Here is a 20563-nt window from a genome sequence, read left to right as displayed (position 1 = left end):
CATGAAATATATTATTATTGGTTTAGGAAATTTTGGTGCATCATTAGCACAAAAACTTACAGAACAAGGAAATGAAGTAATAGGTGTAGACAAAAGTATGGTTAGGGTAGATGCTTATAAGGATATGATATCTCATACTATCTGTCTAGACTCTACTGATCAATATATGATGTCTGGACTACCTCTAGCGAATACAGATATCGTTATCGTAGCTATCGGGGAAGACCAAGGAGCTAATATTATGACTACTGCTGTTCTAAAAAACCTAAATGTAAAAAGACTGATCAGTAGAGCTATTAGTCCTGTGCATGAGAATGTCTTACAAGCCATAGGAGTAGATGAAATCGTACACCCTGAAGAAGAAACAGCAGAGAGATGGGCGAAGAAATTATGTATAAAAGGGGTAGTAGATTCTTATGAGATTAACGGACGATACAGTATCGTAGAAATCACGGTGTCTGATCGTTTTGCTGGAAGAACATTAGGAGAGATAGGTTTTAGAACTAATTATAACTTAGTCGTTCTTACAACACTTAAAGTCAAAGAAGAAAAGAGCTTTATCGGGATGCATAAGAAAATACATGAAGTACAAGGTATTGCTTCTTATGAAACAGTATTGAATAAAGAAGATATCATGGTTATTTATGGTGATAACAGAGATATTAAAAAAATATTAGCAGAATAATCTAAAACTATAAAGAAATGGGAGAGCAAGTTTTAAACGATCTGTTTTGGTTAAAAGATAGAGCAGAGGAGATGCCAGTACTATTTGTGGGGCATGGCTCTCCTATGAATGCTATAGAGGACAATGAGTTCTCTCAATATTGGAAGAACTTAGGGAGACAATTGCCTAAGCCAGAAGCGATCTTAGTAGTCTCTGCCCATTGGTTAACAAAGGGAACACTAGTTACTGCTAATTCTACTTTAGAAACAATTCACGATTTTAGAGGTTTTCCAAAAGTGTTATTTGATGTTGAATACAATGTAAAAGGAAATCCTATTCTGGCAAATGAGATAACTCTTCTAAGCGAACATCAAGATATACACGAAGATTTAACTTGGGGATTAGATCATGGGGCATGGTCTATACTGTGTCATTTATTTCCTGAGGCAAATATTCCTGTATTGCAATTAAGCATAGATTATTACAAAGGTCCTGAATATCATCTAGAAATAGGAAAACAATTAAAAGCCCTTAGAAAAAAAGGAGTATTAATAATAGGTAGTGGAAATATCGTACACAATCTATCTGCTCTAGACTGGCATAATATGAATAAAGACAATTATGCATTTGATTGGGCAATAGAGAGTAATGAATTAGTAAAACAGGCAATCCTCGATAGATCTTTTACAGACCTATTAGATTATAAAAATAAAGGTGTAAGTATGCAATATGCAGTACCTACACCTGATCATTATTATCCGTTATTATATATTCTAGGTCTGACAAATAGTAGTGATAACATCCACATCTTTAATGATAAATATGTAGGTGGATCCTTAAGTATGACTTCTTACTTGTTTGGGTAAGTTTAGTATAAGTACATTTCCATTTCTACTTGTTCTAGATAAGGTTCTCCACCTATAGATTTAAAGAAAGAATGAATACCAAAGTTTTGTCCATCTATATTTGTGATATAGAAGTTTCTATCATTACCTATTAATTCTTTAATAAGATAAGAAGCTATTCCTTTACGTCTATATCCTTCTTTTACCCATACCTGAAGCACCTTGTTTATGCGTTGGTCATATATTAAATATCCTACAGTAGTAGTGCCATTAATAGTTGCTTTGCGCATAATTAGGGTAGTCTCGAAGTTGTGTACGCAGAACTCATTATTCTCCCATGTAGGGATAATATCTTTCTCTGCAAAGTAAATAAGATACTCATAATATGGTAAATTATTGATTTGCAAACCTTCTATTTCTTCAAACTTAGAGCTCTTAACATTAGTTATTCCCTTAATAGAATTAACTACTCTCCATTTTTTAAAACCAATCTTGCGATATGACTTACAAGCAGTCTCATTAGAACTGATTACTTCTAAGTTAATTTTACGCATATTAAAACTCTTAAATAAAGGGATAGCATAATCATACATCTTAGTAGTAAGATTATTACCTCTAAAAGAAGGCAATACTCCTGTACCAGCATTATATAGATAGTCATTATTCTTACCGTGAAGAATAAATCCTACTAATTCTTTATTACAAAAAGCCCCTACAGAAATTGTTAAATCGATTCCCTCAGCTTTAATTTTGTCTTTTAATTGTTCCAATGTTAATCGCATAGGAACAGTATAATCTGAAAAAGACTTGTTAAAAACAGATAAAAGCTCCTCTAAGTTTATATTCTTTAAAAAACGATATTGAAAACTATAAGTCATACACTTCCTTAATCAATTTATTTATAATATTTGACGATGAGTCTCTTCTGGCATAATGGGAATTAGTTCCGCACCAAAGAGAATTAAAATTATGAATTTTTTTTTGTTTTGCAAAACTTCTTAATTTTTGTGTTAAAATATTTTGAATAGGATACAAAGGTATGTTTTTATTATCATAATCTATCATTTTCACAAATTTATTAAGAATACCTCTAGCAAATTTACCAGAAAAAGACTTGGTCAAAACAGTTTCAACTGCCTCTCCTTTGTGTAAAAGATCTTTTTGATAGTCCATAGCAGTGCTTTCGTCCGCTGTAATAAATAGAGAACCATAACATACCATAGCAGCTCCCTTATCTAAATAATTTCGACCAATTAGTCCATCGTATAAACCACCTGCTACAAATAAGGGTTTCTGTACGATAGGTAATACGCTATTAAACAATTCTTCTAATGGGAGGTTATCTTCTAAAGAATCTTTCAGAAAAGTACCTCTATGACCTCCTGCTTCGATACCTTGAAGAATAATAGCATCGATACCCTTGTTATCTAAATAAATAGCTTCTTCTACTGTAGTGGCTGTACCTATTAAATATATATCTAGGTCGTGTAGTTCTTTTATCTCTTGATCTGTAAAACAGCCAAAAGTAAAAGCAAGATAGGGAAGGCCTAGTTCTTTTACTACTTCTAGATTACCTTGATACGTCTCTTGATCAAAGTCGGTAATTGTAGTATGAGAATATCCTATTTCCTTGCCTATCTCACTTAATGTATGTTGCATATCATCAATCTCTCTTTGATCAATATCAACTATAGGATTAAGAAACATATTAACGATAAAAGGCTTGTCTGTTAAAGACTGCGTTTTTTTGATTAACTCTCTGCTTAAGCCAGGAGGGAAGCCACCTAATGGAAGTGTACCTATACAACCTGAGTTACTTACTGCTGCTACCATCTCTGGTGTAGCTACTCCTAACATAGGAGCTTGGCAAATAGCATAATCTGTACCGAAAATAATGTTCGCTTTTTTCATAATCTATATTTTTAGAGTTCCATATCTCCTACGGGATAATCTCCAAAATGATGAGATAAATGAATAGTCTTATAGGTCAATGTAGAATATTTATTAGAGAACAAGATGATACATACATTATCTTTAGCTAATCTTATATATGAAGAAGTATTTCCTCTCCACCAGCCATTGTGATACGTATACATATCGCCATTGTCCATCTCTAATAATCTTATTCCTAACCCATAATTTCTATTTCCTTTTTTCTCAAAACTATATCCTTTAAACATTTCTTGTTTAAGATCAGCACTTAGGAAATTATCAGAATATAAAGCAGTATCAAACTTCAGAAAATCTCTAGGAGTGGTATAGATGTTTTTATCTCCATAAGTTCCATCCATATAGTCCCATCTCATTAGTTTTTTCCCTCCAGAGAAAGATTGTGTTACTTCATTTTTTCTCGTTAGATCATCAAATACAAAACTGTGGTTCATCTCTAACGGATCAAAGATTAACTCTCTTACAGCCTCTCTAAATGTCTTCTGAGTGATTCTCTCTACAATAGACGCTAATAATACATAGTTAGTATTACTATACGTAAATCGAGTATTAGGAGTGAAGTCTAGTGATACTCTCTTTTTATTAATTACTTTTATTACATCTTCATTTGTAACAGTGGTTTTATTATCCCAGATATTCTTATAATATCCATAATACCCCAAACCACTTCTGTGACTTAACAAGGTTCTTACCGTTATCTCAGGATAAGGAAATCCTTCTATAATCTCAGATACGCTCTGGTTAAGGTCTAATCTACCACTGTCTACTAATCTTAGAATAGTAACGGCTGTGATAACCTTACCAACAGAAGCAACATGCATAGAGGTCTCGCTTCCTATAGAGTCGTTACCACTTCTATCTGATACTCCAGAATAGTTCTCATAAATAACCTGACCATTCTTAGCCACTAGGAAACTACCTGTATATCCGTTTTTATTAATATTATCGTTATAAAAATTCTCTATAATATGAGCCTTCTCTAAAATATAATCTGTAGTAACTTCTGGAAACTCCACTTTATAAGGGTTATCCACACGTACATTATGTTCTTTTATGATAGGAATATTTGTAGCTAATTCTTTATTCTCTTGGCATGCATATAGAGATAATGCCGCCATTATTGTTATTGCAAAATATCTTTTATTAATCATTCGTTCTTCTAAGTAAAAGACCAGTTAGAGTGATTTTATAACTGGTCTTATTTTAATATCTTATAACTACTGTATTCTCAATTGTTCTTTCGTTTTTTTAAGTAATCCATCTTTGTGTAAAAGCACTGAAATAGACTTTAATTTCATGTATGGAATACTCATGTAAATATAACCATCATTTCCTACACGATCACTATTTGGCCCCCATGAATTTTTTACTTTATAGTAAATATTTCCTTTTTGATCCTTTACTTTACCTACGATGTGCATGAGGTGATCATCTTGGGTATTAAAGTTATAAAACTCTTGTAATCTGTAATCAGCAGTAATATCTTTCTCTTTAATAATCTCTGTTAAGCCTTTTTCTATATCAGCATTGTCATTAGGAATAAAAGCGATTCCGTATTTACCAGAGAACGTTTTTTCTGAAACATCACAGTCTAAAGAGAGCGTATAGCCATTATCCAAAGCATAATCAATATTAGCAATATACTCATCTAAAGGAAGATTATACATACTACCATTAGAGAAATTATCTGGAATATTAAGAATAAACGAAGAATAATTCTTTTTATTTTGGAAAGAAGAAATTGTTATATACTCATCAGGATTAAGGGTAGTCATTTTCAAGAAACTTTCAGGAGTATACTTTATACCTTGATAAGTAAACTCTTTAATATTACTTCCCATATACATATCTAATACGTGCTCAGTTAGTTCTTTCCAATTACTAGAAATAGGAGAGTCACTCTTAGCATAAGCATCTATAAGACTCTTTAATACCTTAAAAAGCTCTTTATGATCATAGGTTTCTTGTCCTACTAGCCCAGAATACGCTTCTACAGGAACTAATCCATAATCTCTCATACTGTTAATCACATCGTGAGCTAAACCACCTTCACCGAATTGAGTTTTACCTTGTCTTAGAATGTAGTTTTCTATTTTTTTAGGGTATGTATTTCTAACGTTATACATCTCAGAAAGATCAATGTGTTTGTTCGTTTTTCTAATTATTTCAGATTCTAAGAATGAAGAAGTACTAAAGCTCCAACAAGTTCCTGTTTTTCCTTGACTGATAACAGGTGTACCTTGAATATCTACAATGTTTTGAAAATCATACTTTTGGGCATGTACTCCTAATCCTAAAAATAGGACAGATAGGGATAATAGTGTTTTTTTCATGGATTATAATGTTTTGGAATGGCAATATAATGCAAAAAATAGGTTATTTTTACCCTAAATTAAAAAACATTATGAGTAAGATTCAATGGGAAACAGCTATCGAGTTTGAGGATATTACATACAAAAAGTGTGATGGAGTAGCTCGTATTGCTTTTAATAGACCGGAGGTTCGCAATGCTTTTAGACCAAAAACAACTAGTGAACTATATCGTGCATTCTATGATGCACAAGAAGATACATCTATCGGAGTAGTATTATTATCTGCAGAAGGGCCATCACCTAAAGATGGAGTTTATTCGTTCTGTAGTGGAGGAGATCAAAAGGCTAGAGGGCATCAAGGATATGTAGGAGATGATGGTATGCATCGTCTAAATATCTTAGAAGTACAACGTCTTATCAGATTTATGCCTAAGGTAGTAATCGCTGTAGTTCCAGGATGGGCTGTAGGAGGAGGGCATAGCTTACATGTAGTATGTGATATGACTCTAGCGAGTAAAGAACACGCTATCTTTAAACAAACTGATGCTGATGTAACAAGTTTTGATGGTGGATATGGTTCTGCATATTTAGCTAAAATGGTGGGTCAGAAAAAAGCAAGAGAGATCTTCTTCTTAGGTAGAAACTATTCTGCTCAAGAAGCTTTCGAAATGGGAATGGTAAATGCTGTTATTCCTCATGCAGAATTAGAAGATACTGCTTATGAATGGGCACAAGAGGTATTGGCTAAATCACCTACTTCTATCAAGATGCTTAAGTTCGCGATGAACTTAACAGACGATGGAATGGTAGGTCAACAGGTATTCGCAGGTGAGGCAACTCGTCTAGCTTATATGACTGATGAAGCTATAGAAGGAAGAAATGCATTCTTAGAAAAGAGAAAGCCTAACTTCCCTAAAAAATGGATTCCATAGTAGTTTATATCTAATAAACTCTAGAGATATAGAAGCCATCCAAATATTTGGATGGCTTTTTTATATAAGCTAAGGAGGGAAGTATACTAAAATTTAATTATAGGTTAAGTCTATAGGACATATTTTGGCATTTTTTCCAAAAAAGTCCAAAAACTTCCACTTTTTTCCTAAAAAGGGCATTTTAAAAAATATAACTAATTGATTTTTAGTAATATAATGTATTTCAATATCCTCTTTGTTCGGAAGGTATTCGGTAGAGTTCAGTGTTTGTTCGGAACAGAGGCCTTTTTTCCGAAGAACCCCCAAAGAGTGCCCAATGACTCTCCGAAGAAACTTTATTTAGATAGTTATTAGATCAGTATCTATAAGTACCTAACTTACTTATCAAAAACCTATTTCTTTTTTCTAAAGAACCTCATTCTTATTAAAAAAAAGAAGTGTTTATCAGCTAATTCTACTCTCTTATCTTATTCAAATCCTCTATATTAGCAATCCTATAAACTAGATTCAAGGCTTCATATTTACTTAAATTATTACTTTACATAATATGTAATATATGCTGAAAATAAATAAGTTACAAATAATAATAAATGGTTATAACTTATTGTTATGGGGTAGAATAAAGGAATTTAAAAGAAAATAAATAGGGCAGAATACTGTTCTAAAAAGTTTTTAAATAACTTCTGACTTTATACCCTTAATTCTTGAATAACTTTTTAACTTTACTACAAACCAGGAGACAGTAGAAAATGGCAAAATTAATATTAAGAAGAAAAAAAGCATTTGTAGAGCGATTTAGAAATTATACTATTTTCTTAGATGGAGAGAAAATAGGGTCTATAGCTAATGGAACAGAAATGACTTTTGATATCTCAGAAGGAAAACATATTCTTAGTACCAAAATAGACTGGAATACATCTAATGCTATTATTTTTGAAATAGCAGAAGATCAAACTTTGACTTTCTCTGTAAAAGGAGCTAATCCACTTTATGCTTTATATTATACCTTCGCCAAACCACATAAATATCTCAAGCTAAAACTTATTGGTTAAGCTATCGTATAAATATTAGTAGATAGACTCATAGAAACGTTATCGTATCTCATAAATTCTATTTAATTTTGGCTTCTAATACCTTTCTAAATGCAATAAGCTTTTAGTATTACTTAAATATATAGATGATAAAAATTAAAGCATGGGTAGGTGCTGCAAGATTGCGTACTTTACCTCTTTCTGTTTCTGGAATAATCGTTGGTAGTGCGTGTGCATATCCTTATTTTTCTACAAATACTTCTTTTCTAAGTATCTTTTCCTTTGCAATATTGACAACTTTATTACTTCAGATTCTTTCAAATTTTGCAAATGATTATGGAGATGGAGTAAAAGGGACAGATAATGAAACTCGTATAGGCCCACAGAGAGCTTTACAGAGCGGTTTAATCACTCCTAAGGAAATGAAAAAAGGAGTAATCATTACTTCGTTATTATCGCTTATTTCTGCTTTGGTTCTAATTTATATTTCTTTTGGTAAGGATAATTTTTTCACTTCTATCTTTTTCTTTATTTTAGGAGTAGCCTGTGTTGCAGCAGCTATTAAATATACAGTAGGATCAGGAGCATACGGATATAAAGGATTAGGAGATTTATTTGTGTTTATCTTCTTTGGTTTAGTGAGTGTGTTGGGATCTTTCTATCTATATGGTCAAGTATTTGATTATTGGGTAATCTTACCTGCTATAGCTGTAGGAAATCTAAGTATAGCTGTATTAAATATTAATAATATGCGAGATTTAGAATCTGACAAATTAGTTGGTAAAAACACATTAGCTGTAAAGTTAGGTAGACAGGGCGCTAAACAGTATCATTATTTTATTGTTCTGTTTGCTTTAATAGCTTTCATCGTTTATGGAATACATGCTAATTTCTCAATAGTAAAATATTTCTTTGTAATCGCTTATATTCCTTTATTAAAACACTTAATTTTTGTAAAGAAAAACAGAGAACCTAGAGAATTAGATTCACAAATGAAAATAGTAGCATTAAGTACTTTTTTACTTTCTGTATTATTTTCAATAGCTTTAATACTTTAAAAATTAGAATTATGGAAATTACGTATTATGGACATGCCTGTTTAGGTATTAAAATAGAAGATATTAATATCATAGTGGATCCTTTTATATCAGGAAACCCACTACCTGCTGCTAAAGGAATAGATGTAGATGCTATAAAAGTAGACTATATTCTTATCACTCATGCTCATGGAGATCACATAGCTGATGTAGAACGTATAGCTAAGAATAATCCAGAGGCAGTTATAGTATCTAATGCAGAAATAGCAGGACATTATGAAGCAAAAGACTTTCAGGCTCACCCTATGAATCACGGAGGATCATGGATGTTTGACTTTGGAAAATTAAAATATACCCCAGCTATCCACTCTAGTTCTTTTCCTGATGGAAGTTATGGAGGACAACCTGGTGGGTTCGTAATAGAAAGTAAAAATAAGAATATCTATATAGCTGGTGATACATCTCTTACTATGGATATGAAGTTAATACCTATGTTTACGAATCTAGACTTGGCTATTTTGCCAATAGGAAGTAACTTCACTATGGATATAGATGAGGCTGTTATCGCTTCAGACTTTGTTAAATGTGATAAAGTCTTAGGATATCACTTTGATACATTTGGTTATATAGAGATAGATCATGAAGAAGCTAAGCGTAAGTTCTTTGAGAAAGGAAAAGACCTAATGCTTTTAAATATTGGAGAAAGCTTGACTTTATAGTTATGATTGCTAGATATAAAAGACATAATTTAATATTCAAGAGACCTTCAGGAACCTCTAGAGGAATTCTTACAGAGAAAGAAACTTGGTATATTATATTAGAAGATAATAATAAGATAGGAATAGGAGAGTGCGGTATACTGCGCTCTCTTAGTTTTGATGATAGACCTGATTATGAAGAAAAGCTACAGTGGACAGTAAAAAACATTCACTTAGGTAAGGAGAAACTTTGGGAAGAACTAAGAAATTGGCCATCTATACAGTTTGGTATAGAACAAGCTTTTCTTTCTTTAGAAAGTGAGAATCCTTTTATCTTGTTTCCTTCTAACTTTACAGAACATAAAGATGCTATAGCCATTAATGGTTTAGTATGGATGGGAGAGGAGGCCTTCATGAAAGAACAGATAGATGAAAAACTAAAAGAAGGCTTTAATTGTGTTAAGTTAAAGATTGGCGCTATTGATTTTGATAAAGAGCTTGGTTTACTTCAGTATATAAGAAAACATTTCTCTGCAGAACAAATAGAGTTAAGAGTAGATGCTAATGGAGGCTTTCATCCTGAAGAGGCTCTATTTAAACTAGAACAGTTAAGTACATTAAATCTTCACAGTATAGAGCAACCTATAAAACAACATCAAGAATATCAAATGGAAGAGTTATGTAAAATAACTCCGCTTCCTATAGCTTTAGATGAAGAATTAATAGGCGTTACTAGTTATACTGATAAGGCAGCTCTTTTAGATAAAATTATGCCTCAATACATTATCTTAAAGCCAAGTCTAGTAGGAGGGTTTAAAGGTAGTCTTGAATGGATAAAATTAGCTAAAGAAAGAAATATTGGTTGGTGGATAACTTCTGCATTAGAAAGTAATATCGGTCTTAATGCTATAGCTCAATGGACTTATACACTTGAGTCTAATATGCCTCAAGGACTAGGAACAGGATCACTTTATATAAATAATATAAACGCTCCATTAGTAGTTAAAAATGGGGCATTGTGGTATGATAATCAAATTCAATGGGATCATTCAATCTTAGATAATTAAGAAATAAAAAAACAGCAACAAATATATTTGTTGCTGTTTTTTTATTTAATTTTTAATGATTATGATTTTCTATATTCATCAGGTGATACTCCTACATATTTTTTGAAAAATCTTGAGAAATAGGAATTGTCCTTAAAACTTAGTTTATATGCTATTTCTCCAGCAGATAGGTTAGTATTAACTAAGAGTCTTTTACTTTCTAATAAAATACGACTTCTTATAATTTCGCCTGCAGACTGCCCTTTAATCTTTTGACATATCGCATTTAGATAGTTAGGAGTAACGTATAATAGCTTAGCATATTCTTTAGGGAACCTGAGTTCATAGAAGTTTTTCTCAACTAAGTGTTCAAATTGTTTGATAAGGTTAGTAGGCTGTAACTGTGTATATGAAAAATTGTATTCTTCGTTTACTTGCTTCTTTATTAGAAGCAATAATTCAAGGATGTATATGCGAATTAGATTAAGATCTATACTTTCTTTTATTTGAAATTCAAAAGTTATTTTGTCAAATATGTTAACTATAGTTGAGTATTGCTTTAAGATGTTAAGTTTAGTATGTTCAGAGTTATACTCAAAAAAAGGTAATAACTGAATAAAATCTTTATTTAATAGAAAGGATGAAAAGAAGTCTGCTGTAAAATTAATAATAAACCCTTGAGTTGTTTCATTAAAATCCCATCTGTGAACTTGCCCTGGAGCCAAAAAGAAAATATCACCTTTAGTTACAGAATAAGTTCGATTATCTATATGATGAATTCCTGTACCATTGGTTATAAGTAGTATTTGATAAAAAGCATGTTGGTGTGCAATTGAAACAACATTATTCCTCATTTGAATAATTCGATGCAAGTCAAAAATCACACAATCTTTTAAAACATTATTTTGGTCTAATAGATCACAACTATTATATCTAGGTATCTTTTTCATATTACTTATAAAAGTTATCAAAACTTAAAATATTAAATATACTATAATATTTTGTACAAAATTAATAAATTTTAAACAATATAAGAACAATTAGATATACTTAGCTATTAGTTATATCTATATTAGATACTGTATTTGTATAATACATATTATGTAAAATAGATTATTTTAATGTTAATTCTACTTCCTATTCTAAGTTATTATAAAGTATATTTGTATCAATTATAAATTACATCTAATGCTCTATCTTATACTTAGTATTTTAAGTAGTATTTCTGTTGGAGTTCTGTTTAAGCTTTTAAAAAAAGAAAAAACTAATATATTTCAGATAATTATCTTAAACTATATTACTACAGTACTTCTATCATTCTTCATTTTTAAACCTTCAGCTGTATCTATTACAGATTTTCCATTATTTCTAATTATTGGTTTAGGTCTTTTATTACCTAGTATATTTTTAATTCAATACCTAAGTATTAAAAATACAGGAATTATAAAAACTGATATAGCTCAAAGAATGTCTTTGTTTATTCCAATATTAGCATCAGTCTTTATTTTTAAAGAAAATATTTCTAATTTAAAATATCTTGCCTTGTTAATAGGTTTTGTCTCTATAGGTTTGATCTTAAATAAAAACGATAATAATGAAGTAAAGAGCAAAAACAATTATTTGTATTTACTTTTTGTTTTTATTGGTTTTGGAGTAATTGACGTATGTTTTAAGCAAGTAGCGTTACATAGTTCAATCCCCTACACTTCTACTCTATTTTACATATTTTCTTGTTCTCTAATTCTTTCTTTAATTTCTTATAGTGCTTACTTACTTATTAAAAGAATTAATTTTAAAGTTAATACAAAGACTTTAGTCTTCGGAGGTTTAGTTGGTTTATTAAACTTTATGAATATCTACTTCTATTTAAATGCGCATAAAGCTTTTTCTGATAATCCTACAGTAGTTTTTGCAGGAATGAATTATGGAGTTATTCTTTTAGGTACGCTTATAGGATATTTTGCTTTTAAAGAAAAGTTATCTAAGCTTAATATTATTGGGCTATCATTAGCTGTTGTTTCAATAGCATTACTGATTTATAGTCAGCTCAACTAAAAAAGGAGGAAAACAGTTAACTGTTTTCCTCCTTTTTTATAACCATTCAATAAGGGAAATCCCTAATCCTATATTGGTTTGTTTCCAATTATAATCTATCATTGTTTCTCCATATCCTCTATTAACAACTAAAAAGGCTTTTAGATTATTCTTTATTGGATATGCCCAAGTAAACTCAGCAAAGCTCTTATAATGATTATTAAACTTTAAATTATTTCTAAGCATTAAAGTAAAAAGCTGTCCATTCTTTTCTCTATAACCTATAGTGAACTCAGCTCTTCCTATATAATCAGATATTCTTGGATTATCATCTGATTTTCTTTTTTCTGGTAATCTAATCCATGGTTTAGCAAGAAAGGTCCAATTCTTATATTCAGCAGCTACATGCATCGTGATTCTATTCCAACTTCTAGAATAAGGCAAACTCTTACCATTAGATTGATGATTAAACCCTACACCTACCATTTTAAACTTAAACTCGTTAATAGCGTAATTTAAAGGATAGTTAAATATAATCTCAGGTTCGTAATTTAACTCTCTAAAAGGTCTCGATTCTTTATCATTATAAGCTTGCCAATTAGCTGTTTGGGTAAAACCTAACCAAATATCTCCCTTTCCTAAAATTAAACCAGTAGCGATTTTGGTCTTAAAGCTGATCTGAAATCTTATCTCTGTTTTGTTATAATCTATTGGCTCTGTAGCTGAATTATTACTATTAAAACTAGTAGGCATTTCATTAGGACGACTAGACCATCTAGCAGGTAATAAATACATCTGCTTATAAGGAGTGATGGTAAATGTTTTATTTTTAGTCTCGGGATCTAACTCCCATCTCTCACTAATCCCTTTAACTCTTCTATCTTTTTCAAATAAAAGATCATCTCCTTCTTGAGCAAACCCTATCTGTAAGAAGCATAAACTAGCAATAATAACTTTATAATTCATAAGAAAATTATTTAAAAAAGTAATGTTTGTTGTCCATCATCATCTACTTCAGTATTTGGACCTTCTCCCAAAATAATTTCCTCTTCCTCCTCCTCTTCTTCCTCCTCTTCAATATAAGGTAAAGACTCTAGAATATTAACTTGTTTTATTTTATCTATAGAAACTTGATTACCTAAAGCTTTAATTCCTTTAATAGTTATAAATTGCTCTACATCAATTGTTTGGTTTTCTTTTTGTATTCCTTTTATTTTAGAGAATACAACTTCAAACACAGGTCTAAAATCAGTTGATATTATTTCTAATCTTGAATTAGGGTGTTCTGTAATAAATAACTCTTCTCTATTTTCGTTTTCAATAATAAAGCGTTTTAAGTAGTAACGAGCTTTTTCCCCATCAAAATATAAAGCAGAAATAGGTTTGTTTTCTTTCCATTTTTCAAGAACTATCATATCTTCCTCAAAGTGAGTTGTTAGTTCAGGAACAATAGTTTTCACTTTACCACTCTGATTTATAATCAATAAACGGTCTTCAGGCTTAAATTCACCTAGTAACTCTCCTCTGCCATCTACATTTAATCTTTTAACAGTTTCATCAAACCATATTTTGCGAGGACGTAACGTAGAAATACCTTTTTCTTTTAATTCTATCTTTTTAATTGCATATTTAGTAACCACGTTACCTTTTGCAGCTCTTCCTTTAATTAATAATTCTGCGAAGTCCAAGTCAAACTTCAGTTTCTTAACATTAGTCAACTGTCTTAATAAGATAGTAACTACTTCTGCTTCTCCATTGGGATTTGCAGAGAAATAAAGTACTTGTGAACCAGGTTTATCTTGTGTCAGAGGATACATCTTGTCACGAGTTACTCCTGTTACATTAAAACGTTTGATATAAGAAGATCCTGACTTACCATCTCTATAAATCAAATTATAGATAGTACGCTTATCGTTTTTATCCCAAACAGCAATGTGTATAATATCCTTTCCGACGAATTTCTTCTCGTCTACGCGAGATACCATCATAGATCCATCTCTTAAGAATACAATAACATCATCTATATCAGAACAGTCACATACATACTCATCTTTTCGAAGACCAGTACCAAAGAAACCTTCCTCTCTATTTACATAAAGCTTAGTATTTCTAAGAACTACCTTAGTTGCCTCAATGGTATCAAAGCTTCTTAATTCTGTAAGACGCTCTTTACCTTTACCATATTTCTCTTTAAGAGTAGTAAAGTATTTTATAGCGAAATCTATTAAGTGTTCTAAATTGTATTTTACAGCTTCTATTTCACCTTCAAGAGCTTCGATATTTTGATTTGCTTTATCAATATCAAAACGAGAAATACGCTTAATACGTATCTCTGTTAATCTAATGATATCTTCTTGAGTAATAGCACGTTTAAGGTTAACAACAAAAGGCTTTAATCCTTCATCAATAGCTGTTAATACTCCTTCCCAAGTTTCTTCTTCCTCAATCGCACGGTAAATACGATTCTCAATAAAGATTCTTTCAAGAGAAAGGAAGTGCCACTTCTCTTCTAATTCATTAAGCTCTATTTCTAATTCTCTTCTTAATAATTCTACTGTCTGGTGAGTAGAATTCTTAAGCATCTCCGAAACTCCTGTAAACAGAGGTTTATTATTCTGGATAACACAACCTAATGGTGCTATAGATGTCTCACATGCTGTAAAAGCATATAATGCATCTATTGTTTTATCTGGAGAAGTTCCTGCAGGTAAGTGAATTAATATTTCAACTTGTGCTGCAGTATTATCTTCTATTTTCTTAATCTTAATTTTACCCTTCTCATTCGCTTTTAAAATACTATCTATTAAGCTGGTAGTAGTAGTAGAAAAAGGAATCTCCGTAATAATTAAAGTATTCTTATCTAGTGGAGCAATTTTTGCACGTACACGAACACGCCCTCCACGAGCCCCATCATTATAATTAGACACATCAGCAATTCCTTCTGTTGGGAAGTCTGGGTAAATAGTAAAAGGTTTTCCTTTTAAGATTTTAATAGATGCATCTATTAACTCATTAAAGTTGTGTGGTAATATTTTTGTAGATAGACCTACTGCAATACCTTCACCTCCTTGAGCCAATAATAAAGGGAATTTTACAGGTAGATTAATAGGTTCATTCTTTCTACCATCATATGATGCCTGCCAGCTTGTTATTTTAGGAGAATATAATACTTCTAAAGCGAACTTGCTCAAACGTGCCTCAATATAACGAGAAGCTGCCGCACCATCCCCTGTTAGGATATTACCCCAGTTACCTTGCATATCAATAAGAAGATCCTTCTGTCCTATTTGAACCAAAGCATCACCAATACTTGCGTCACCGTGAGGGTGATACTGCATAGTATGTCCTACGATATTAGCAACCTTGTTATAACGACCATCATCCAACTCTTTCATAGAGTGCATAATACGTCGCTGAACAGGTTTAAAACCGTCTTCTATAGCAGGTACAGCACGTTCTAAGATAACATAAGAAGCATAGTCAAGGAACCAGTCCTTGTACATACCAGTTACCTTAGTGATAGTCTCCGTTACTTCTTCTTGAACATCAGAAAAATCTTCTATAGGATGTTCATTATTTATATTGTTTAACTCTTGATCTAAATTCTCTTCTTGGCTCATAATATTATTCTACAACATCAAGTTCTACTTTAAGATTATCTATGATAAATTCTTGTCTATCTGGAGTATTTTTACCCATATAGAACTCTAACATTTTATCTATAGACATTGACTTATCTAACATTACAGGATCTAATCGTATATCTTCCCCTATAAAATACTGGAATTCATCAGGAGAAATCTCTCCTAACCCTTTGAATCGAGTAATCTCTGGTTTAGGTTTTAATTTCTCAATAGCGTTTATACGTTCTTCTTCACTATAACAGTAAATAGTTTCTTTCTTATTTCTCACCCTAAATAAAGGTGTCTGCAAGATGTATAAATGCCCTTCTTTAATTAATTCTGGGAAGAACTGTAAAAAGAAAGTAATTAATAACAATCGAATATGCATACCATCCACATCGGCATCAGTAGCTATCACGATATTGTTATATCTTAAGTTCTCAAAGTCATCTTCTATATCTAATGCTGCCTGTAGTAAGTTAAACTCTTCATTCTCATACACGATTTTCTTCGTCATTCCATAAGAGTTCAGAGGCTTACCTCTTAAACTAAATACAGCCTGTGTATTAACATTTCTTGATTTGGTAATAGAACCAGAAGCAGAGTCTCCCTCTGTAATAAACAAAGTACTGTCTAAATACAATGGATTCTTTATATCTGTTAAGTGAACTCTACAGTCTCTTAGTTTTCTATTGTGTAAACTAGCTTTTTTAGCGCGCTCTTTAGCTATCTTTCTAATTCCAGATAACTCTTTGCGCTCTTTTTCTGCTTGTAGTATTTTCTTTAATAGTGCATCTGCTATCTCTGGATTTTTGTGTAAATAGTTGTCTAACTGTGTTTTTACAAAATCATTGACAAAAGTACGTACCGTAGGTAGATCTGGTCCCATATCAGTAGATCCTAGCTTTGTCTTCGTTTGAGATTCAAATACTGGCTCTTCTACTTTTACAGCTACTGCAGCTACGATAGACTTTCTAATATCAGAAGCATCGAAGTTTTTATTATAAAACTCTTTAAGTGTTCTTACTAACGCCTCTCTAAATGCAGCTAAGTGAGTACCTCCTTGAGTAGTATTCTGCCCGTTTACGAAAGAGTAATATTCCTCAGAATATTGACTTCTACTATGTGTTAATGCTACCTCGATATCATCACCTGATAAGTGAATAATCGGATATACTTGATCTTCTTCAGTAATATTTTCTAAAAGAAGGTCTTTAAGCCCATTTTCAGAAAAGAATTTTTCGCCATTAAACATTACTGTCAATCCTTTATTAAGATAACAGTAGTTCTTTAGCATACGCTCTATGTACTCTTTACGGTATTTATAGTTCTTAAAGATGGCTTCATCAGCTATGAAAGAAACTTTAGTTCCTTTACGTCTCGTAGTTTCTACTAATTCCTCTTCTGTTACTAAATCTCCAGCAGAGAATTCAGCCCCTTTTAATTGTCCATCACGTACAGACTCTACGCGGAAGTAGTTAGATAAAGCATTTACTGCTTTGGTACCCACCCCGTTTAGACCTACTGATTTCTTGAATGCCTTAGAATCGTATTTACCCCCAGTGTTCATTTTAGATACTACATCTACTACTTTACCTAAGGGAATACCACGTCCGTAATCACGTACAGTGACAAGCTTATCTTTGAGTGTAACCTCAATAGTCTTACCTGTCCCCATCACGAATTCATCTATACTGTTGTCTATAACCTCTTTAATTAGAATGTAGATACCATCGTCAGGAGAAGAACCATCTCCTAATTTTCCGATATACATACCAGGACGCATACGAATATGTTCCTTCCAGTCTAACGAACGAATATTATCTTCGGTATATTGATTTTGATCTTGCATAAAAACGTAGGAATTTGCGCTAATTTACTACTAATTAGCTTAAAATAAAAATTGTGAAATAACAGTTTTTTAGGATTTAATCCTCTGATGACTTTTTGATAACATTCTTCTCTATCTCAATGGAATAAGGCCCTGGTACTATTTTTCTGCCATATAAGATAGCATAATTTTTTGTAAACTCAGCACCGAAATAGAGGATCATCGCCGAATAGTATACCCATATCAACATAACTGTCACAGAACCAGCTGCTCCATAAAGTGATGATGAGGCCGTATTACCTAAATACCAACCTATTCCGAACTTCCCTATCATAAATAATACAGCTGTAAAACCTGCTCCTATAAAGGCATCTTTCCATCTCAACTTACCATTAGGTAAAGTCATGAAGATAAGCACAAATAGAATAGTTATTATTAAAAAGACCACCGCATTATTAAGTAATTTTACTAAACTAAGTGTCTCTTCGCCAAAGAAATTACCTAAATAACTATACAGAAGACTTACAATTGAATTGATCATTAGACTCACTAATAAGACAAATCCAACAGATCCTATCATAGCGAAAGAAAGCAACCTGTTTTTAACCAATCTAGCGATATTTTTGTCAGGTTTGGCTGCTAAGCCCCAGATATAGTTTATAGAGCTCTGTATCTCTGCAAAAACCCCTGAAGCACTAAATAATAAAATACCTACACCAATAATAGTAGTGATATAACCACTTTTTCTATTTAGCTGAACATTACTCATTGCATTCTGTATCTCAGTTGTTGTATTGGGACCTACTAGATCTCTTAATTGATCATAAAAGAAGTTAGCTACCTCTTGTTCCTCAAAAATAAATCCACTAGCAGATATAATCAATAACATTAAGGGAGGTAAAGCAAAAATGGTATAATAAGACAATGCTGCACTAAACTTCATAGCATTATCATCTAAGAAGTCAAATACGGATTGTTTAAACAATAAGATTACTTTTTTAAAACCACTATTCTGCATAGTTAGACTATTATTAATAGATTAAGATACTAATATTTTTTAAACTTAAAGACTATTTAACTTCTAAACCACTGATTTTAAAGTCAAATGTAACAATAAGACTAATTACCTTATTGCTACTACAAAATTCTATAAAATTTTAACAATTCCTAATTTACTTTTACTAAAAATAGTAGCAAAAAAAAGAGAAGCTAATTAGCTTCTCTTTTTTCTTTCCTATTTGATAGATTACACGTTAAAACGGAAGTGCATTACATCACCATCTTTTACGATATATTCTTTTCCTTCTACTCTTAGTTTTCCAGCTTCTTTTACTTTAGCCTCAGAACCATAAGTTACATAATCATCGTATCCTATTACTTCTGCACGGATAAATCCTTTTTCGAAGTCACTGTGGATTACTCCAGCTGCTTTAGGAGCAGTATCTCCAACTTTAATAGTCCAAGCTCTTACTTCTTTTACTCCAGCTGTGAAGTATGTTTGTAAGTTTAATAATTTATATGCTGAACGAATTAATTTAGATACACCTGGCTCGTCTAATCCTAAGTCTTCTAAGAACATTTGTCTTTCTTCGAAAGTCTCTAGTTCCATAATGTCAGCCTCAGTTCCTACAGCTAATACGATTACTTCAGCATTTTCGTCTTTTACTAGCTCTTTTACTTTTACCACATAATCATTTCCTGATACAGCAGCTCCCTCATCTACGTTACACACGTATAATACAGGTTTTGTAGTGATTAATTGGAAGTCTTCTAATAACTCTTCCTCATCTGCATTTTTAGGCTCTACTACACGAGCAGATTTACCTTCTAATAGCGTTACTCTAATTCTTTCTAATAAATCAGCTTCTACTTGAGCTTCTTTATTTCCAGTCTTAGCTGCTTTTTTTACTTTCTCTAATCTCTTCTCTACAGTCTCAAGGTCTTTTAACTGTAATTCGATATCGATAGTTTCTTTATCTCTGATAGGATTTACATTCCCATCTACGTGAATGATATTATCATTGTCAAAACAACGTAAAACGTGAATAATAGCATTACACTCTCTAATATTTCCTAAGAATTGGTTTCCTAAACCTTCTCCTTTACTTGCTCCTTTTACTAACCCAGCAATATCTACAATCTCAACAGTAGCAGGTAATACACGTTCTGGTACTACTAACTCTTCTAATTTAGACAACCTTGGATCTGGTACATTCACAACCCCAATATTCGGTTCTATTGTACAAAATGGGAAGTTAGCACTCTGCGCCTTTGCATTAGATAAACAATTGAATAATGTTGATTTACCTACATTTGGCAATCCTACTATACCTGCTTTCATATTTTAAAATATATTGTGAATTTTTAATCGTTTGCAAAGATATTGAAAATTATAGAAGTTCATAGTCTTTAGGGAAGTTTACATAAAATTAAAACCCAAATACAACATATTTAGAATAATAAAAGTTATAAGAATAGAAAGCTTTAGATAATCATAAACAAAAACATCTTTTAGATCATAGATTATTGATGTTTTTAAACTAAATTGAAAAGTGGATAT

At 31.7% G+C, this 20563-nt stretch carries 18 protein-coding genes; 8 read left to right on the top strand and 10 right to left on the bottom strand.

The window, feature by feature from the left end:
• Position 1 precedes the first annotated feature (1 nt).
• Both RT228_RS15240 and ygiD read left to right on the top strand, forming a co-directional pair.
• Complete coding sequence (locus RT228_RS15240) at positions 2–685, top strand: potassium channel family protein (RefSeq protein ID WP_006258832.1); 684 nt, start codon at positions 2–4, stop codon at positions 683–685.
• A gap of 17 nt (positions 686–702) precedes the next feature.
• A complete protein-coding gene (gene ygiD / locus RT228_RS15235) occupies positions 703–1530 on the top strand; it encodes a 4,5-DOPA dioxygenase extradiol (RefSeq protein WP_006258831.1) in 828 nt (275 codons plus the stop codon).
• A gap of 2 nt (positions 1531–1532) precedes the next feature.
• On the opposite strand, the gene RT228_RS15230 is transcribed toward ygiD, so the two are convergent.
• From RT228_RS15230 to RT228_RS15215, 4 genes are all read right to left on the bottom strand, one after another.
• Complete coding sequence (locus RT228_RS15230; RefSeq protein ID WP_006258830.1) at positions 1533–2387, bottom strand: GNAT family N-acetyltransferase; 855 nt, start codon at positions 2385–2387, stop codon at positions 1533–1535.
• Entirely contained in the window at positions 2377–3420 is a 1044-nt protein-coding gene (locus RT228_RS15225; RefSeq protein WP_006258829.1) for an NAD(P)H-dependent flavin oxidoreductase, read from the bottom strand. Before RT228_RS15225 ends, RT228_RS15230 begins: the two co-directional genes overlap by 11 nt.
• Positions 3421–3431: 11 nt before the next feature.
• Positions 3432–4577 (bottom strand): serine hydrolase domain-containing protein, encoded by a 1146-nt coding sequence (locus RT228_RS15220; RefSeq protein ID WP_006258828.1) that lies wholly within the window; start codon positions 4575–4577, stop codon positions 3432–3434.
• A 99-nt stretch (positions 4578–4676) separates the two neighbouring features.
• On the bottom strand, positions 4677–5792 hold the full coding sequence (locus RT228_RS15215; protein WP_058699580.1) for a C1 family peptidase: 1116 nt from the start codon (positions 5790–5792) through the stop codon (positions 4677–4679).
• A 71-nt stretch (positions 5793–5863) separates the two neighbouring features.
• On the opposite strand from RT228_RS15215, the gene RT228_RS15210 reads away from it, so the two are divergent.
• The 5 genes from RT228_RS15210 to RT228_RS15190 all read left to right on the top strand — a co-directional run bounded on the left by RT228_RS15210 (position 5864) and on the right by RT228_RS15190 (position 10536).
• Positions 5864–6703: a 1,4-dihydroxy-2-naphthoyl-CoA synthase gene (locus RT228_RS15210; RefSeq protein WP_006258825.1), complete on the top strand. Its 840-nt coding sequence runs from the start codon at positions 5864–5866 to the stop codon at positions 6701–6703.
• 749 nt (positions 6704–7452) lie between these two features.
• Entirely contained in the window at positions 7453–7755 is a 303-nt protein-coding gene (locus RT228_RS15205; RefSeq protein WP_006258824.1) for a hypothetical protein, read from the top strand.
• 125 nt (positions 7756–7880) lie between these two features.
• Positions 7881–8792 (top strand): 1,4-dihydroxy-2-naphthoate octaprenyltransferase, encoded by a 912-nt coding sequence (gene menA, locus RT228_RS15200; protein ID WP_313138759.1) that lies wholly within the window; start codon positions 7881–7883, stop codon positions 8790–8792.
• Positions 8793–8803: 11 nt separating this feature from the next.
• The gene (locus RT228_RS15195) at positions 8804–9490 is read left to right on the top strand and encodes a metal-dependent hydrolase (RefSeq protein WP_286420904.1); all 687 of its coding nucleotides are present in this window, start codon (positions 8804–8806) and stop codon (positions 9488–9490) included.
• A 2-nt stretch (positions 9491–9492) separates the two neighbouring features.
• Positions 9493–10536: an o-succinylbenzoate synthase gene (locus tag RT228_RS15190; RefSeq protein ID WP_313138758.1), complete on the top strand. Its 1044-nt coding sequence runs from the start codon at positions 9493–9495 to the stop codon at positions 10534–10536.
• Positions 10537–10595: 59 nt separating this feature from the next.
• Here RT228_RS15190 and RT228_RS15185 read toward each other — a convergent pair whose 3' ends face one another.
• Complete coding sequence (locus RT228_RS15185) at positions 10596–11465, bottom strand: helix-turn-helix domain-containing protein (RefSeq protein WP_006263614.1); 870 nt, start codon at positions 11463–11465, stop codon at positions 10596–10598.
• 238 nt (positions 11466–11703) lie between these two features.
• Here RT228_RS15185 and RT228_RS15180 point away from each other — a divergent pair, with 238 nt between their 5' ends.
• Positions 11704–12570 carry a hypothetical protein gene (locus RT228_RS15180; protein WP_006258817.1) on the top strand — a complete coding sequence of 289 codons (867 nt, stop codon included), beginning with the start codon at positions 11704–11706 and terminating at the stop codon, positions 12568–12570.
• A 36-nt stretch (positions 12571–12606) separates the two neighbouring features.
• Here the strand turns inward: RT228_RS15180 and RT228_RS15175 are convergent, their stop codons facing one another.
• The 5 genes from RT228_RS15175 to ychF all read right to left on the bottom strand — a co-directional run bounded on the left by RT228_RS15175 (position 12607) and on the right by ychF (position 20344).
• A complete protein-coding gene (locus tag RT228_RS15175) occupies positions 12607–13515 on the bottom strand; it encodes a phospholipase A (protein ID WP_006258816.1) in 909 nt (302 codons plus the stop codon).
• Positions 13516–13526: 11 nt separating this feature from the next.
• On the bottom strand, positions 13527–16169 hold the full coding sequence (locus tag RT228_RS15170; protein WP_006258814.1) for a DNA gyrase/topoisomerase IV subunit A: 2643 nt from the start codon (positions 16167–16169) through the stop codon (positions 13527–13529).
• Positions 16170–16173: 4 nt separating this feature from the next.
• Entirely contained in the window at positions 16174–18024 is a 1851-nt protein-coding gene (locus tag RT228_RS15165; RefSeq protein ID WP_006258812.1) for a DNA topoisomerase IV subunit B, read from the bottom strand.
• Positions 18025–18100: 76 nt separating this feature from the next.
• Complete coding sequence (locus RT228_RS15160; protein WP_006258811.1) at positions 18101–19021, bottom strand: YihY/virulence factor BrkB family protein; 921 nt, start codon at positions 19019–19021, stop codon at positions 18101–18103.
• Positions 19022–19249: 228 nt separating this feature from the next.
• Positions 19250–20344: a redox-regulated ATPase YchF gene (gene ychF / locus RT228_RS15155; RefSeq protein WP_006258810.1), complete on the bottom strand. Its 1095-nt coding sequence runs from the start codon at positions 20342–20344 to the stop codon at positions 19250–19252.
• Positions 20345–20563 lie beyond the last annotated feature (219 nt).

The sequence above is a fragment of the Myroides sp. genome (assembly GCF_032073645.1).
GTDB classification, from domain to species: Bacteria; Bacteroidota; Bacteroidia; order Flavobacteriales; family Flavobacteriaceae; genus Flavobacterium; species Flavobacterium odoratimimum.
The sequence above is the reverse complement of the archived record's forward strand: the minus strand, read 5'-3'. Positions and strand labels throughout refer to the sequence as shown.

Coding starts and splice junctions, on each gene's coding strand:
- RT228_RS15240 (WP_006258832.1), top strand. CDS start 2: ATGAAATATATTATTATTGGTTTAGGAAATTTTGGTGCATCATTAGCA.
- RT228_RS15220 (WP_006258828.1), bottom strand. CDS start 4,577: ATGGCGGCATTATCTCTATATGCATGCCAAGAGAATAAAGAATTAGCT.
- RT228_RS15165 (WP_006258812.1), bottom strand. CDS start 18,024: ATGCAAGATCAAAATCAATATACCGAAGATAATATTCGTTCGTTAGAC.
- RT228_RS15195 (WP_286420904.1), top strand. CDS start 8,804: ATGGAAATTACGTATTATGGACATGCCTGTTTAGGTATTAAAATAGAA.
- menA (WP_313138759.1), top strand. CDS start 7,881: ATGATAAAAATTAAAGCATGGGTAGGTGCTGCAAGATTGCGTACTTTA.
- RT228_RS15190 (WP_313138758.1), top strand. CDS start 9,493: ATGATTGCTAGATATAAAAGACATAATTTAATATTCAAGAGACCTTCA.
- RT228_RS15215 (WP_058699580.1), bottom strand. CDS start 5,792: ATGAAAAAAACACTATTATCCCTATCTGTCCTATTTTTAGGATTAGGA.
- RT228_RS15185 (WP_006263614.1), bottom strand. CDS start 11,465: ATGAAAAAGATACCTAGATATAATAGTTGTGATCTATTAGACCAAAAT.
- RT228_RS15225 (WP_006258829.1), bottom strand. CDS start 3,420: ATGAAAAAAGCGAACATTATTTTCGGTACAGATTATGCTATTTGCCAA.
- RT228_RS15210 (WP_006258825.1), top strand. CDS start 5,864: ATGAGTAAGATTCAATGGGAAACAGCTATCGAGTTTGAGGATATTACA.
- RT228_RS15230 (WP_006258830.1), bottom strand. CDS start 2,387: ATGACTTATAGTTTTCAATATCGTTTTTTAAAGAATATAAACTTAGAG.
- ygiD (WP_006258831.1), top strand. CDS start 703: ATGGGAGAGCAAGTTTTAAACGATCTGTTTTGGTTAAAAGATAGAGCA.
- RT228_RS15180 (WP_006258817.1), top strand. CDS start 11,704: ATGCTCTATCTTATACTTAGTATTTTAAGTAGTATTTCTGTTGGAGTT.
- ychF (WP_006258810.1), bottom strand. CDS start 20,344: ATGAAAGCAGGTATAGTAGGATTGCCAAATGTAGGTAAATCAACATTA.
- RT228_RS15170 (WP_006258814.1), bottom strand. CDS start 16,169: ATGAGCCAAGAAGAGAATTTAGATCAAGAGTTAAACAATATAAATAAT.
- RT228_RS15160 (WP_006258811.1), bottom strand. CDS start 19,021: ATGCAGAATAGTGGTTTTAAAAAAGTAATCTTATTGTTTAAACAATCC.
- RT228_RS15175 (WP_006258816.1), bottom strand. CDS start 13,515: ATGAATTATAAAGTTATTATTGCTAGTTTATGCTTCTTACAGATAGGG.
- RT228_RS15205 (WP_006258824.1), top strand. CDS start 7,453: ATGGCAAAATTAATATTAAGAAGAAAAAAAGCATTTGTAGAGCGATTT.